The 14,118-nt window shown below is 71.2% G+C and carries 14 protein-coding genes, 1 pseudogene and 2 riboswitches; of the genes and pseudogenes, 6 read left to right on the forward strand and 9 right to left on the reverse strand.

Annotated elements, in window-relative coordinates; all coding sequences use genetic code 11:
- Window positions 1–48: 48 nt before the first annotated feature.
- From AC5L3C_RS10805 to AC5L3C_RS10815, 3 genes are all read right to left on the reverse strand, one after another.
- Window positions 49–798 (reverse strand): enhanced serine sensitivity protein SseB C-terminal domain-containing protein, encoded by a 750-nt coding sequence (locus AC5L3C_RS10805; RefSeq protein WP_125510036.1) that lies wholly within the window; start codon window positions 796–798, stop codon window positions 49–51.
- Between the two features lie 148 nt (window positions 799–946).
- Window positions 947–1,726 carry an enhanced serine sensitivity protein SseB gene (locus AC5L3C_RS10810; RefSeq protein ID WP_493648706.1) on the reverse strand — a complete coding sequence of 260 codons (780 nt, stop codon included), beginning with the start codon at window positions 1,724–1,726 and terminating at the stop codon, window positions 947–949.
- A 53-nt stretch (window positions 1,727–1,779) separates the two neighbouring features.
- Window positions 1,780–2,448 (reverse strand): AAA family ATPase, encoded by a 669-nt coding sequence (locus tag AC5L3C_RS10815; RefSeq protein ID WP_493648708.1) that lies wholly within the window; start codon window positions 2,446–2,448, stop codon window positions 1,780–1,782.
- Window positions 2,449–2,665: 217 nt separating this feature from the next.
- A riboswitch (glycine riboswitch) is annotated at window positions 2,666–2,766 on the forward strand.
- 1 nt (window position 2,767) lies between these two features.
- Window positions 2,768–2,890, forward strand: a riboswitch (glycine riboswitch).
- Between the two features lie 74 nt (window positions 2,891–2,964).
- On the opposite strand from AC5L3C_RS10815, the gene gcvT reads away from it, so the two are divergent.
- The 5 genes and pseudogenes from gcvT to AC5L3C_RS10840 form a co-directional block, all read left to right on the forward strand.
- Window positions 2,965–4,083 carry a glycine cleavage system aminomethyltransferase GcvT gene (gcvT, locus tag AC5L3C_RS10820; protein WP_493648710.1) on the forward strand — a complete coding sequence of 373 codons (1,119 nt, stop codon included), beginning with the start codon at window positions 2,965–2,967 and terminating at the stop codon, window positions 4,081–4,083.
- Between the two features lie 126 nt (window positions 4,084–4,209).
- A complete protein-coding gene (gene gcvH, locus AC5L3C_RS10825) occupies window positions 4,210–4,587 on the forward strand; it encodes a glycine cleavage system protein GcvH (RefSeq protein WP_493648711.1) in 378 nt (125 codons plus the stop codon).
- Between the two features lie 14 nt (window positions 4,588–4,601).
- Window positions 4,602–5,861 carry a serine hydroxymethyltransferase gene (gene glyA / locus AC5L3C_RS10830; RefSeq protein WP_493648713.1) on the forward strand — a complete coding sequence of 420 codons (1,260 nt, stop codon included), beginning with the start codon at window positions 4,602–4,604 and terminating at the stop codon, window positions 5,859–5,861.
- Window positions 5,862–5,983: 122 nt separating this feature from the next.
- Window positions 5,984–7,351 (forward strand): L-serine ammonia-lyase, encoded by a 1,368-nt coding sequence (locus AC5L3C_RS10835; protein WP_493648715.1) that lies wholly within the window; start codon window positions 5,984–5,986, stop codon window positions 7,349–7,351.
- 79 nt (window positions 7,352–7,430) lie between these two features.
- A pseudogene (locus tag AC5L3C_RS10840) lies at window positions 7,431–7,613 on the forward strand (GH25 family lysozyme); the annotation flags it as partial.
- A gap of 40 nt (window positions 7,614–7,653) precedes the next feature.
- Here AC5L3C_RS10840 and AC5L3C_RS10845 read toward each other — a convergent pair.
- Window positions 7,654–7,878, reverse strand: coding sequence for an EF-hand domain-containing protein (locus AC5L3C_RS10845; RefSeq protein WP_493648717.1), 225 nt, complete (start codon window positions 7,876–7,878; stop codon window positions 7,654–7,656).
- Between the two features lie 48 nt (window positions 7,879–7,926).
- A complete protein-coding gene (locus AC5L3C_RS10850; protein WP_493648719.1) occupies window positions 7,927–8,841 on the reverse strand; it encodes a helix-turn-helix domain-containing protein in 915 nt (304 codons plus the stop codon).
- A gap of 49 nt (window positions 8,842–8,890) precedes the next feature.
- On the opposite strand from AC5L3C_RS10850, the gene AC5L3C_RS10855 reads away from it, so the two are divergent.
- Entirely contained in the window at window positions 8,891–9,565 is a 675-nt protein-coding gene (locus tag AC5L3C_RS10855) for a GNAT family N-acetyltransferase (protein ID WP_126896604.1), read from the forward strand.
- Window positions 9,566–9,739: 174 nt separating this feature from the next.
- Here AC5L3C_RS10855 and AC5L3C_RS10860 read toward each other — a convergent pair whose 3' ends face one another.
- The 4 genes from AC5L3C_RS10860 to AC5L3C_RS10875 all read right to left on the reverse strand — a co-directional run bounded on the left by AC5L3C_RS10860 (window position 9,740) and on the right by AC5L3C_RS10875 (window position 13,998).
- Window positions 9,740–10,348 carry an ATP-binding protein gene (locus AC5L3C_RS10860; protein ID WP_164555605.1) on the reverse strand — a complete coding sequence of 203 codons (609 nt, stop codon included), beginning with the start codon at window positions 10,346–10,348 and terminating at the stop codon, window positions 9,740–9,742.
- Between the two features lie 179 nt (window positions 10,349–10,527).
- Complete coding sequence (locus AC5L3C_RS10865; protein ID WP_125504107.1) at window positions 10,528–11,295, reverse strand: enoyl-CoA hydratase/isomerase family protein; 768 nt, start codon at window positions 11,293–11,295, stop codon at window positions 10,528–10,530.
- An 81-nt stretch (window positions 11,296–11,376) separates the two neighbouring features.
- Window positions 11,377–12,624: a L,D-transpeptidase gene (locus AC5L3C_RS10870; protein ID WP_493648721.1), complete on the reverse strand. Its 1,248-nt coding sequence runs from the start codon at window positions 12,622–12,624 to the stop codon at window positions 11,377–11,379.
- Window positions 12,625–12,771: 147 nt separating this feature from the next.
- Window positions 12,772–13,998 (reverse strand): L,D-transpeptidase, encoded by a 1,227-nt coding sequence (locus AC5L3C_RS10875; protein ID WP_493648723.1) that lies wholly within the window; start codon window positions 13,996–13,998, stop codon window positions 12,772–12,774.
- Window positions 13,999–14,118: the final 120 nt, after the last annotated feature.

Consider the following 14,118-nt stretch of genomic DNA (forward strand, 5'->3'; position numbering starts at 1 on the left):
GTCACGCTTCCCGCGGAGGGTGTGCCTCAAACGCGGGATCCGGCCCGGTCAGCGGTGCTGCGCGGGCGGGTAGCCGTACCCCGACACGGGCGGCTGGACCGCGCCGTGCGCCTCCCGGTCGTAGAACGGCCGGGCGTTGGCGCGCAGCCACATCGCCACCGGGTCGTGCTCGTCGGAGAGCGCGACCGTCGACACGGGCAGTCCGTCCGGGACCGCCCCCAGCGACTGCTGCATCATCGCGCGCACCGCGTCCACGGCGGGCGGGGAGGTGTCGTACACGTCCAGGCCGATGGCGAGGTACGGGGCGCCGAGCGCGGGCTGCACCCAGGCGCGGCGCAGCGAGCGGACGGCCGGGGTGCGGTGGGCGTTCTGCGCGAGGAGGGCGTAGAACTGCGGGATCTCGACGGCCGGTTCGGAAAGCCGCAGCGGTCCGGCGGGCTGGCGGTCCAGGCCGCCGGCGATCCGGCGCAGGTCCAGCCAGGGGATGCCGACGCCGCCGCCCGGGGCATGCGGGTTGAGCCAGAGTCCGTAGCGGTCGGGGTAGAGGGCACGGGCCACCTCGAGGCCGTCGACGACCTCGTAGGACCGGTTCCAGCCGCTGGCCGACAGCTCCTGGGCGGAGGTGACGCAGGGCGCGTAGCCGAAGCCGTCGACGTCCATGTTGCCGTACTGGGCGTCCGGGGAGCCGGCCTGGCCGTGCCACAGCAGCATCCAGACCTGGCCGGTCGAAGGGGTCGCGAGAGCGCGCAGCAACGCCTCGTAGGCGTCGTAACGCCCGGGCGTCACCTGGCGCAGCATGTGCTCGACCTGCCCGGCCGCCGCGGTGCCAGCGCTCACTTTGTATCGCCCCTCCGTAACACACCTCGCCAGCCAACGAACCTAGCTTAAGCCGACGGCCCCCGGCGGTCTGCGTTCCGTACGCGGCAAGGCCCGCACCCCGCGGCGGTCACGGGTGCCGCTGGTAGAAGGGGGTGACCCGGGCCCGCATCCAGTCGGCCACCGGGTCCTGGGCCAGGTCCATCAGGATCAGGTTGACCGGCCAGCGGGCCGGGACGCGGCCCAGGGCCCGGCCCAGGGCGTCCAGCGGGAGGGGGCGGGCATCGTCCTCGGTCCTGGACAGCTCCACGCCGACGAACAGCACCGGGTCGGCCGTCTCGATCGCCGCCAGACAGCGGCGGGCGGTCGTCACGACGCCGATGGCGTCGAACTCCTCCGAGGCCGCGCCGAGGAAGTCGACCGGGTCGTCCTGCCAGTCGGGCTCGAACAGCCGGACCCGGCCGCCGCTCGCCGGGCCGTCCAGCGGGCCGCGCCCGGCCCGGCACAGCTCGGCCACGGCGCCCGGCGGCAGCGGGGCGCAGACCACGCCACCGGGGTTGACGGCGATCCCCGCCTGCGGCGGCAGGCCGCGGGCGAACTCCACGGCGGGGGCGATCGTGTACGACATGTGGGAGCCGACGACCTGCCGGAACTGTTCCTCGGAGCTGAAGACGGGAACGTAGGCCTGGCCGTCGAGTTCCATGGTGGGCAGGTCCAGCGGGCCGCTGTCCGGGCCTCCGCCGTTGGGCAGCGGGACCCAGATGAAGCTGCGGCCCAGCACCTCGATGATCCTGGCCCCCGCCGAGGGGACACCGAGGGAGGCGGAGAGCACCTCCTCCAGTTCGTTACCGGGCCATCCGCCGTGCGGATGGGAGTGCGTCCGGTCCGAGAAGTCCGCCGGGAAGTCCATCTGTCGCCTACCGCCTGCCTGGAACCACTGCTGTGGCTGAAAAGGCTATCGGGTCATCCGCCGAAGCCGATCCGGCGCAGCGCGTCGGCCGCGTCCCGGTCGAGCAGCACCGTCGAGCCGCAGCCCTCGGGCACCCGCCCACGTTGCACGGCGCGCAACAGCCGGTCGCTCGCCGCGCGGTGGCGGCGGAAGGCGTACCGGGAGACCCCGCGTCCGCGCTCGCGCTGGCCGGCCAGGGCCTGCTGCGGGGTGACGTCGAGCAGCAGCAGATGCAGACTCGCGCCCCGGCGCCGGGCCTCGCGGGCCAGCCAGCGCCGCACCCAGGCCTGGGTGCCGCAGTCGTGGACGGCGATCGCGTCACCGGCGCGCAGCGCGCGGCGCAGCCTCGCGTAGTGGGCGACGCGGACCAGCGGGCGGTACACGGCGTACGGCAGGAAGCCCGGCATGCGGCTCTCCCAGCGGTCGCGGGTGTCCTGGGAGTCGACGCGGATGCCCCGCACCGCGCGCCGCATCAGCGTGGACTTGCCGCTGCCGGGCAGTCCGGTGACCACGACGAGGTCGCGGGGTCCGAAGAGCAGCACGTGCGGGCTGCGGCCGGCGCGTGCCCGCAGATCGCGGACGACGGGTGCCGGCAGCGCGCTGCGGGCCCGGCCGGCCCTGGTGGCCGGCTGCGCGGGCAGTGCGGCGCCGGTGGTGGTGGCGCACGCCGTGGTCCTGTTCACCGTGAGGTCCTCCCCTGGGGCCGGCACACGTCCCACCCCGCCGAGTGTCAAGAGAAGGTAATGCCGGGTGTCTCTCGTTTCCGTGCCTTTCGTGAAACAGGCCTGTCACAGCTCCCTGTGACCGCGCCCGTACTACCAGTACACCCCTGGGAAGGGTCCCCCTGCCGGACCCCGGCGATGCGTGCAATGATGTGCCCGCAACTGCATACCGGCCGTTTGAATCCGCGCGGGAGAGTCCCCGGCATCATGTGCCGCCGGGGCGCCGAAGGAGCAAGTCCCTCCCTTGAATCTCTCAGGCACCGTTACCGCGTGGGCGAGGCACATCTGAAAAGCGGGCCGCCGGAGCCGTTCCGGCGACCCCACCCAAGGTGCAAGCCGTGACCCCTCCCCGGTACGGGCGGTCATGGCGAACCTCTCAGGTTCCGATGACAGATGGGGAGGACATGTCCTCGCCTTCTCCCGCGCCCGCCCGACCCGGCGTGGGAAGGACCCCCATCGCCTCTGGGAGACCGACCGATGAGCAGTACCGAACCCCGCCGGACCGCGCTCGATGCCCTGCATCGGTCGCTCGGCGCGACGATGACCGACTTCGCCGGCTGGGACATGCCCCTGCGCTACGGCTCCGAGCGCGACGAGCACAACGCCGTGCGCAACCGGGCCGGCCTCTTCGACCTCTCGCACATGGGCGAGATCACGGTCACCGGCCCCCAGGCGGCCGCCCTCCTCGACCACGCCCTCGTCGGCAACATGAGCGGCGTGAAGGAGGGCCGCGCCCGCTACACCATGATCTGCCGTGCGGACGGCGGCATCCTGGACGATCTGATCGTCTACCGGCTCGGCGGGACCGAGTTCATGGTGGTCGCCAACGCCTCCAACGCGCAGACGGTGCTCGACGCGCTCACCGAGCGCGCGGCCGGCTTCGACGCCGAGGTCCGCGACGACCGCGACGCGTACGCGCTGCTCGCCGTGCAGGGCCCCGAGTCCCCGGCGATCCTCGCCTCGCTCACCGACGCCGGTCTGGACGGCCTGAAGTACTACGCCGGTCTGCCCGGCACGGTCGCCGGCGTCCCCGCGCTCATCGCCCGCACCGGCTACACCGGCGAGGACGGCTTCGAGCTGTTCGTGAAGCCGGAGCACGCGGTCGAGCTGTGGCAGGCGCTGACCAAGGCCGGCGAGGAGAAGGGCCTGGTCCCGTGCGGGCTGTCCTGCCGGGACACGCTCCGCCTGGAGGCGGGCATGCCGCTGTACGGCAATGAGCTCAGCACCGAACTCACGCCCTTCGACGCCGGTCTCGGCCGGGTGGTGAAGTTCGACAAGGAGAGCGACTTCGTGGGCCGCGCCGCCCTGGCCGAGGCCGCCGAGCGGGCCGCCGCGCAGCCGCCGCGGGTGCTGGTCGGCCTGGTCGCCGAGGGCCGCCGGGTGCCGCGTTCCGGGTACGCGGTCGTGGCCGGCGGCGAGGTGATCGGCCGGGTCACCTCCGGCGCCCCCTCCCCCACCCTGGGCAAGCCGATCGCGATGGCCTACGTCGACGCGGCGCACGCGGCGCCCGGCACCGAGGGCGTCGCCGTGGACATCCGCGGCAGCCACGAGCCGTACGAGGTCGTGGCGCTGCCGTTCTACAAGCGGCAGAAGTGACACCGTCGTAGGCATGCCCCCGGGCGGGCCCCGCGCGCCCGGGCCGGCGACGGCGTACCCGCTCAACAGCGCTTTCCGCTGTCCCACCGTCATCAGCAGTCCCCCGCGTACAGGAGAATTCAGGCCATGAGCAACCCCCAGCAGCTGCGTTACAGCAAGGAGCACGAGTGGCTGACGGCCGCCGAGGACGGCGTGTCGACGGTCGGCATCACAGAGCACGCGGCCAACGCGCTCGGCGACGTGGTCTTCGTCGACCTCCCGGCGGTCGGTTCGACCGTGACCGCGGGCGAGACCTGCGGCGAGCTGGAGTCGACCAAGTCGGTCAGCGACCTCTACTCCCCGGTCTCCGGCGAGGTCACCGAGATCAACGAGGACGTGGTGGCCGACCCGTCGCTGGTGAACTCCGCCCCCTTCGAGGGGGGCTGGCTGTTCAAGGTGCGCGTCACCGACGAGCCGGCCGACCTGCTGACCGCCGACGAGTACGACGCCCACACCGCGGGCTGAGGAGCCGTAGCCGCATGTCGCTTCTGAACACGTCCCTGCACGAGCTCGACCCGGCGGTGGCCGCCGCGGTCGACGCCGAACTGCACCGTCAGCAGTCCACCCTCGAGATGATCGCCTCGGAGAACTTCGCCCCGGTCGCGGTCATGGAGGCGCAGGGCTCGGTCCTCACCAACAAGTACGCCGAGGGCTACCCGGGCCGCCGCTACTACGGCGGCTGCGAGCACGTCGACGTGATCGAGCAGATCGCCATCGACCGGGTGAAGGAGCTGTTCGGCGCCGAGCACGCCAACGTGCAGCCGCACTCGGGCGCGCAGGCCAACGCGGCCGCGATGTTCGCGCTGCTCAAGCCCGGTGACACGATCATGGGTCTGAACCTCGCGCACGGCGGGCACCTGACCCACGGCATGAAGATCAACTTCTCCGGCAAGCTCTACGACGTGGTCGCCTACCACGTCGGCGACGACGGCCAGGTCGACATGGCCGAGGTCGAGCGGCTGGCCAAGGAGAGCAAGCCGAAGCTGATCGTCGCCGGCTGGTCGGCGTACCCGCGTCAGCTGGACTTCGCCGCGTTCCGCCGGATCGCGGACGAGGTCGGCGCGTACCTGATGGTCGACATGGCGCACTTCGCCGGTCTGGTGGCCGCGGGCCTGCACCCGAACCCTGTCCCGCACGCCCATGTCGTGACGACCACCACGCACAAGACCCTCGGCGGCCCGCGCGGCGGTGTGATCCTCTCCACGGCCGAGCTGGCCAAGAAGATCAACTCGGCGGTGTTCCCCGGCCAGCAGGGCGGTCCGCTGGAGCATGTGGTCGCCGCCAAGGCGGTCGCGTTCAAGGTGTGCGCCTCCGAGGAGTTCAAGGAGCGCCAGCGCCGCACCCTGGAGGGCGCCCGCATCCTGGCCGAGCGCCTGGTGCAGGACGACGTGAAGGCCGTGGGCGTGGACGTGCTGTCCGGCGGCACGGACGTGCACCTGGTCCTGGTGGACCTGCGCGATTCGGAGCTGGACGGGCAGCAGGCCGAGGACCGGCTGCACGAGGTCGGCATCACCGTCAACCGCAACGCCGTCCCGAACGACCCGCGCCCGCCGATGGTCACCTCGGGTCTGCGGATCGGCACCCCCGCCCTGGCCACCCGCGGTTTCACGGCCGAGGACTTCACCGAGGTCGCGGACATCATCGCGGAGACGCTCAAGCCGTCCTACGACGTCGAGGCGCTCCGGGCCCGGGTGACGGCCCTCGCCGGGAAGCACCCGCTGTACCCCGGTCTGACGTAATTTCGTACGCTTTTTTGTACGGACATCCGGGGCATCGCGCACACTGGGTCGGTGAGCGCGGTGCCCCGCACCATGAACCGCAGGCGGACAGCGTCGTCCGCCGAACCCTTAGGAGTCCCCCCGTGGCCATCTCGGTCTTCGATCTCTTCTCGATCGGCATCGGCCCGTCCAGTTCGCACACGGTCGGCCCGATGCGGGCGGCCCGGATGTTCGCCCGGCGGCTGCGCAACGAGGATCTGCTGGACCCGGTCGCCTCGGTGCGGGCGGAGCTGTACGGCTCGCTGGGCGCCACCGGGCACGGCCACGGCACGCCGAAGGCGGTGCTGCTCGGCCTGGAGGGCGACTCACCGCGCACGGTGGACGTGGAGTCCGCCGACGAGCGGGTGGAGAAGATCAAGGACGGCGGCCGGATCCGGCTGCTCGGCGAGCACGAGATCGCGTTCTCCTTCGACGACGACATGGTGCTCCACCGCCGCAAGTCGCTCCCCTACCACGCCAACGGAATGACGCTGTGGGCCTACGACACGTCCGGGGCGGAGGTGCTGAGCCGGACGTACTACTCGGTGGGCGGCGGGTTCGTCGTCGATGAGGAGGCGGTGGGCGCCGACCGCATCAAGCTCGACGACACCGTCCTGAAGTACCCCTTCCGCACGGGCGACGAGCTGCTGCGCCGCACCGAGGAGACCGGTCTGTCGATCTCCGCCCTGATGCTGGAGAACGAGCGCGCCTGGCGCTCCGAGGAGGAGATCCGCGCGGGGCTCCTCGAGATCTGGCGCGTGATGCAGGCGTGCGTGGAGCGCGGCATGACCCGTGAGGGCATCCTGCCGGGGGGTCTGAAGGTCCGCCGCCGTGCCGCGAACACCGCCCGCAAGCTGCGCTCGGAGGGCGATCCGCAGGCGCTGGCCATGGAGTGGATCACCCTCTACGCGATGGCCGTGAACGAGGAGAACGCGGCCGGCGGCCGGGTCGTCACGGCGCCCACCAACGGCGCGGCCGGCATCATCCCGGCCGTCCTGCACTACTACATGAACTTCGTGCCCGGCGCCGACGAGGAGGGCGTGGTCCGCTTCCTGCTCGCCGCGGGCGCCATCGGCATGCTCTTCAAGGAGAACGCCTCCATCTCCGGCGCCGAGGTCGGCTGCCAGGGCGAGGTCGGCTCCGCCTGCTCGATGGCGGCGGGTGCCCTCGCGGAGGTGCTGGGCGGATCACCGGAGCAGGTGGAGAACGCCGCGGAGATCGGCATGGAGCACAACCTCGGTCTGACCTGCGACCCGGTCGGCGGCCTGGTGCAGATCCCGTGCATCGAGCGCAACGGCATGGCCGCGGTGAAGGCGGTCACCGCGGCGCGGATGGCGATGCGCGGCGACGGCTCCCACAAGGTCTCCCTGGACAAGGTCATCAAGACGATGAAGGAGACCGGCGCGGACATGTCGGTCAAGTACAAGGAAACGGCCCGCGGCGGTCTCGCGGTGAACATTATCGAATGCTGAACCGCGTTTTGCGTCAAGATGGTTGATGCGGGGCATAAGACAACTCCCGTCCCCCCACGGCACTAAGCGGGAGACCCGCGTGCTGCGTGGCATCGACGTGAGCTCGTACCAGTCGTCCTCGTACGACACCGACGGCCTTTCGTTCGTCTTCGTCAAGGCGACGGAAGGCCGTACCTATGTGAACCCCAAGCTCAGCGCCCAGACCAGGACCGGCAGGGAGGCCGGTCTGGTGGTCGGGTACCAGCGAAAAGGGCCGCCCGGCCTACGACCGGACAGCCCTCAACAAGATTTTCAGCAGCCTTCTAGGCCCGCTCCTCCTTGTCCAGGTGGGCCCAGAACTCGTCGAACGACAGGACCTTGTCGCCGTTCAGGTCGCGGGACTTGATCAGGGCCTCGGCGACCGCCTCGGTGACGTTCCAGTCCCCGCCCTGGGCCAGCGCGGTCTTGAACTCGGCAGCGGTGATGAACCCGTCCCCGTCCGTGTCGATCCGCTCGAACTGCTTGCGCGCTTCCTCGATGTCCGCCACCGGTCCGCCCCTCGTCTTGTGCTGTGCGTCCTACTGACGCAGGTCAGATTATCGGGCCACCTGGGACCGCAGCGCGGCGACCACCCACCCGAACTCCTTCTCGTAGGAGGACGGGGGCTCCAGACCGTTCACGATCGCGGACAGCTCGCGGTACCGCGCCAGACGGACGTCGGTCGCCGACGCGAGGCGTTCCAGTACGGCGGCCGGGTCGGCGTCGCCGATCAGTTCGCGCAGTACGGCCTCGGCGCGCGGGGAGCCCGGGCCGACGCCGTCCTTGAGGGCGCCGCCCGCGAGCCGGATCAGACGGCTCATGAACCACAGGGAACTGCCGGTGGGGACGTCGGGCCCCCGGTCCGCGGCGTTGAACTCGATCATCCTGCGCATCGTGGCCCGGAACTCCGGGTCCTGGATGAGCTCGGCCAGTTCCACCCAGGCGTCCACCTGTTCCGGGGTGGGGTCGTCGGGCAGGTCGGCCGCGGCGAAGCGCAGGCGCTGCCGGATGTCGGGGTCCGCGGTGTCGATGCCCTCGAAGACCTCTGCCATGAAGTCGTCCAGGATGCGCCGGCGCTCGGCGGCGGACAGTCGGGCCAGTTTGTTCATGAGTGCCGTCTCCTCGGTGGTCGAGCCTCGTCGTGCCACGGTCGACAGCACCGCGCGGGTCACCTTCAGGGAGCGGATCTGCGCGTCCAGCGCGGCCACGTGCGCCGCCGCGACCTGCGCCACCGTGGTCTCCCCGGTCAGCACCCGGCGTACGTCGTCCAGGCCGAGACCCAGTTCGCGCAGGGTGCGGACCAGTTCCAGGCGGGCGACGGAGCCGGCGTCGTAGAGCCGGTAGCCGCCCGTGGAGCGGGCCACCGGCGGCAGGGCGCCCTCGTCGGACCAGTAGCGGATGGTGCGCACGGACAGGCCGGTGGCCCGGGCGAGCTCGCCGATGGTGAGAAGTCCGGTGCCGTCGTCGATCATGTCTGGGAGTCTGGGCCTTCCAGTGGGTGGAGACTCAAGGAGCGGCTCGGTGGCGGACAGTGGCTCGGGCACGGAGACGGACACGCTGCGGGACATTCTCGACGCGGCGGCGCGCGGTGTCTTCCCGGCGGCGGACGGGGGGACGACGGTGGTGCCCCAGCCCTCCGCCCGGGACGCGGGGGTGCTGGCGTTCACCGCGCACTCCGTCGTCTTCACCGACGAGGATCCGGCGTGGGTGCGGCGGACGCTGGCCGCGCTCGACTGCGACGCGCTGGCCGCCACGATGAACGCGCGGTTCCTGGCCGCGTTCATGGAGCGTACGGGGCGGCGGACGGACACGATCGATGTCATGACGGTGGCGCCGGGGCTCGGGTCCGCCGACGCTCCGTTGCTCGCTCTCGAGGAGATCGATGATCCCGGGCATCCGCGGGTGGTGAGTGCGCGGCGGCGGCGGGACGACGTGCGGGTGTGGGTGGTGGAGGGGGGCCAGGGCGTTCTGGTGCTGGGGCGGGGTGTGGCGGGGCGGCTGGAGGTCGCGGTGGAGATGGCGGAGGGGGCGCGGAATCGGGGGGTGGGGCGGGAGCTGGCACGGGCGGCGCGGGAGCTGGCGGGGGGTGAGGCGGTGTGGGCGCAGGTCTCTCCGGGGAATGCGCGGAGTTTGCGGGCGTTCCTGGGGGCGGGGTACCGGGTGGTGGGGGCGGAGGCGTTGTTCCTGCCGGAGTGAGGCGGGGGGGTGGGGGGTGTTGCACGGCTCGCGTTTACCAGCGCCGCTCGTGTAGGTCACCGGGGGCCGATTCAGGCGCTGCTCGCTGTTGAGGTGCCCCTGCGCCCACCCGTGCCGCCCTGCGGCACGACTGCCCGCAGCTGGGGCGGCACGACTGCCCGCAGCTATCGCGGGTCAGCGGTCTGTTGTGCGGATTTCGAACCAGGTGGTTTTGCCCCGGGGGAGGAGGTCGACGCCCCAGCGGTCGGCGAGTTTGTCGACGAGGAAGAGGCCCCGGCCGCTGATGTCGAGGTCCTGGACCGGCATGAGGCAGGGCAGGCCCCGGGAGGGGTCGCGCACCTCGATACGGATCCAGCCGCGCCGGTGGCGCATCCGGAGTCCGAAGACCCGGGCCCCGGTGTGGCGCACGGCGTTGCCGACGAGTTCGGAGACGAGCAGGACGGCGTCCTCGGTGGTCCTGGCGTTCAGTCCCCAGTGGCGCAGGACGACGATCTGGACGAGCCGGCGTGCGGTGGCGGCGGACTCGGGACGGGACGGCAGCGGAACCTCCGCCTCCGTGGGGTCGCCGAACAACTCCAGTGCTTTGAGGGCGCGTTCGTCCTCGACCGTCGGCGACCAGCGCGACGCGGTCGCGCGTCCGTCTCCCCGCGGCTGTTCCCTGCCATCCAGCCCCGCCATGACCCCATCATGGCCGTCCGAGGGGCCCTCCGGGGCCGTTCCGGGGGAATACGCCCCCTGTGCGCCCCCCTCCGGCACTGGGCCACCGGCATATGCGGGCGGCACTTCGGGGTCGCCGAAAGCCCGTCCTACCTGCGGAAACGGCTCGCTCTCAGGCAATCGACGGGCTCCCTCGACACGAACGGCTTAAGGGTGTACCCAGACTCCCACAATCCGCCCCATCGAGGGACCCGGATCAGACATCGCGTCAATTGCAAGACGTACGTAAGGTTTTCACACGACCGTCAGAGGAACTTCGCCTTGCCGGGGCCTTCCTCGACGAAGCTGCGCATCCCGCGTTCCCGGTCCTCCGTGGCGAACAGGCCCGCGAACCAGTTGCGTTCGACGGCGAGGCCGGTCTCGATGTCCGTCTCGAGGCCGGCGTCGACCGACTCCTTGGCCGCGCGCAGTGCGATCGCCGGGCCCTGGGCGAGCTTCGCCGCCCACGTGTGCGCCTGCGCGTAGACCTCGTCGGCGGGGACCACGCGGTCCACCAGGCCGAGCGTCAGCGCCTCGTCGGCCCGGACCTGGCGGCCGGTGAAGATGAGGTCCTTGGCCCGGGAGGGGCCGATCAGCCGGGACAGCCGCTGGGTGCCGCCCGCGCCCGGGATCAGCCCGAGCAGGATCTCGGGCTGGCCGAGCTTGGCGTTCTCCCCGGCGATGCGGTAGTCGGCGCAGAGCGCGAGTTCGCAGCCACCGCCGAGCGCGTAGCCGGTGACGGCGGCGACGACCGGCTTGGGGATGCGGGCCACGGCGGTGAAGGAGTCCTGCAGGGCGCGGGCCCGCGCGATCATCGCCGCGTGGTCCATCGCCTGCATCTCCTTGATGTCCGCGCCCGCCGCGAACACCTTCTCGCCGCCGTAGATCACCACGGCGCGCACGTCCTCGCGGCGCGTGGCCTCCTCGGCGAGTTCCTTCAGACGGTCCTGCGTGGCGACGTCCAGCGCGTTCATGGGCGGCCGGTCCAGCCGGAGCGTGCCGACGCCTTCGGCGACTTCGAGATGTACGGTCATGGCAGCAGGTTAACGGCCACTAACGCGCTCGGCGAAGGTGCGGTCGGTCACGCCCGGCCGGGGCCCGGCCGGGCGCCGGGGTTACTTCTTCCACTCCTCCCAGGACATGTTCCAGCCGTTGAGGCCGTTGTCCGGGGCGACGGTGGCGTCGTTGGAGTTCTTGACGATCACCACGTCGCCGATCATGGAGTGCTCGTAGAACCAGGAGCCCGGTGCCTTCTTGTCCCAGCCGCCGCGCACGTCGCGCAGGCCGATGCAGCCGTGGCTGGCGTTGTAGTTGCCGAAGGCGCCGCCGCCCCAGTAGTTGCCGTGCAGGAAGGTGCCGGAGGTGGTCAGGCGCATGGCGTGCGGGACGTCCTTGATGTCGTACTCACCGCCGTAGCCGACCGTCTCGCCGTTCATCCGGGTCACCTTCAGCCGCTCGCTGATGACCATCTGGCCGTTCCAGGTCTCCATGCCGGCCTTGCCGGTGGTGACGGGGATGGTCTTGATGACCTTGCCGTCCCGCTCGACCTTCATGGTCAGCTTCTTGGCGTCGACGACGGAGACCTGCTTGCGGCCGATGGTGAAGGAGACGGTCTTGTCCTGCTCGCCGTAGACGCCCTCGCGGCCCTCGACGCCGTCGAGGTTGAGGTCGACGGTGACCTTGGTGCCGGGCTTCCAGTACTTCTCGGGACGGAAGTCGAGGCGGTCGTTGCCGAACCAGTGGCCCTCGACCTCGACGGCCGGCTCGGTGGTGATGCGGATGGCCTTCTCGACGTCCTCCGGGTTGGTGATGCCCCGGGTGAAGCGCAGCGAGAACGGCATGCCGACGCCGACCTTGGAGCCGTCCTCGGGAGTGAAGGTGCCGACGAAGGTGTTCTTCGGCGTCAGGGTGGTAAAGCTGGAGTCCTCGGCGGCGGTGCGGCCCTCGGAGTCCTTGGCGACCGCGTGCACCGTGTACTTGGTGGCCGCGGCCAGGTGGGTGGACGGCGTCCAGGTGGCGCCGTCCTTGGATATCTCACCCTCGATCGCGTCGCCGTCGGGGTCCTTGACGACGACCTCGGTCAGCTTGCCCTGCGTCGCGTCGACCTTCAGCGCCCCGGTGGTCCTGACGGACTTCGCCCCGTCCTCGGGGGCGATGCCGATCACCGCCTCCGACTGCTTGCTCTGCGCCGCGCCGGCGGCCTTGTCCTTGCCCTTGCCGTCGCCCGAGCCGGATCCCTCATCGGATCCTCCGCCGCCGCAGGCGGTGACCGCCAGCATCACTCCGAGCGCCAGCGCGGCGAGCTTTCTGCCGCCGCGTCCGCGCACGCCAACCGAAGCCCCCGATATCGGCCCCACGTTCACTTGTTTCTCCCCTCGGCGGGCCTGGCCCGGCCCGCGCCCCCGCGCCCCTCGCGCTCACCAGGGATGGTAACCACAGGCCAGAGGCGTTCGAAGGGGAAGAAGTGTCACCGTTCCGTTCCAACTTCAACGGTCCGTGCGAGGGTTCGGTCAGCGCTGCTTCACCGCCCCGCCCGCCTTCCATTCCTTCCAGTCCATGTTCCAGCCGCCGAGACCGTTGTCCGGCGCCACCTTCTTGTCCTTGCTGTTGACGACCTCGACGACGTCACCGATGAGGCTGCGGTCGAAGAACCAGCCCGCCGGGGTGTCCGCGCCACCGCCCTTCACGTCGCGCAGGCCGACGCAGCCGTGGCTGACGTTGCTGCGGCCGAAGACATCCGGCTCGGCCCAGTAGTTGCCGTGCAGGAATGTGCCGGAGCTGGTCAGCCGGATGGCGTGCGGGACGTCGGGGATGTCGTACTCGCCGCCGAAGCCGACCGTGCGGCTGTTCATGCGGGTCACCTCGAGCATCTCGGTGATGACCATCTTCCCGTTGTAGGTGGGGGTCTTCTTCGCCCCCGCCGTGACGGGCACGGTGGTCAGCAGCTCCCCGTCCCGGCGTACGCGCAGGGTGTGCGCGGCCGCGTCGACCACCGACACCTGGCTGCGGCCGACGGTGAAGGTGAAGGTGCGGTGCTGGAGCCCGTAGACGCCGGGGGCTCCCTCGACGTCGCGCAGGTTCAGGTCGACGGTGACCTTGGTGCCCGGTTTCCAGTACCGCTCGGGCCGGAAGTCCAGGCGCGTGTCGCCGAACCAGTGCGGGCGGATCTCGACGGCCGGGCGGGCGGTGACGCGGACGGCGCGTTCGACGGCCGCGCGGTGGACGATCTTCCGGTTGAACTCCAGGGAGACGATCATGCCGGTGCCGACGGTGGAGCGGTCGTCGGGCGCCACATAGCCGATGAAGCGTTCCTCCGGGACATACGTGGTGAAGGTGGTGTGCCGGGCGGAACGGCGGCCCTCGCCGTCCACGGCCACCGCGTCCACGGTGTACTTCGCGGCCAGCGCCAGCCGGTCGTCCTCGGGCGTCCAGGTCAGCCCGTCGGCGGAGATACGACCCGGTACGCGCGACTCCCGCGCATCCTGGGACGCGACCACCTTCACCGACTCCAGCCGCCCGTCCGGTACCCGCACCCGCAGCTTGGCGTCGGGGCGTACGTCCTCGCTGCCGTCGTCCGGCACCACCCGGATGACGTCCCCGCGGCCCGGGGGCCCGAACGCCCCCTCGATGGGGCCGTCCGCGGTACACCCGACGGTCCCGGTCAGCAGTCCTGCCCATGTCAGTACGACGGCCAGTGCGGCCCTCGCGCGCCGTGCGCGCCCTTGTACGTGCCTCACGCGGTACCCAACGACGGGCCTCGGCTCCGGGAAACGACCATGCCGCCCCCCGGGGAAACGTGAGTGCGAGCCGCGCTCTGGGCAGAACAGTGGGAGGACGACGCGCCGGGGAGCCACGGC

The organism is Streptomyces speibonae (assembly GCF_984686075.1).

What these genes read in the sequence shown, in the direction of transcription:
- gcvH (WP_493648711.1), top strand. Translation starts at nt 4,210, where the DNA reads ATGAGCAACCCCCAGCAGCTGCGTTACAGCAAGGAGCACGAGTGGCTG.
- glyA (WP_493648713.1), top strand. Translation starts at nt 4,602, where the DNA reads ATGTCGCTTCTGAACACGTCCCTGCACGAGCTCGACCCGGCGGTGGCC.
- AC5L3C_RS10810 (WP_493648706.1), bottom strand. Translation starts at nt 1,726, where the DNA reads ATGGACTTCCCGGCGGACTTCTCGGACCGGACGCACTCCCATCCGCAC.
- AC5L3C_RS10865 (WP_125504107.1), bottom strand. Translation starts at nt 11,295, where the DNA reads ATGACCGTACATCTCGAAGTCGCCGAAGGCGTCGGCACGCTCCGGCTG.
- AC5L3C_RS10805 (WP_125510036.1), bottom strand. Translation starts at nt 798, where the DNA reads ATGCTGCGCCAGGTGACGCCCGGGCGTTACGACGCCTACGAGGCGTTG.
- gcvT (WP_493648710.1), top strand. Translation starts at nt 2,965, where the DNA reads ATGAGCAGTACCGAACCCCGCCGGACCGCGCTCGATGCCCTGCATCGG.
- AC5L3C_RS10850 (WP_493648719.1), bottom strand. Translation starts at nt 8,841, where the DNA reads ATGATCGACGACGGCACCGGACTTCTCACCATCGGCGAGCTCGCCCGG.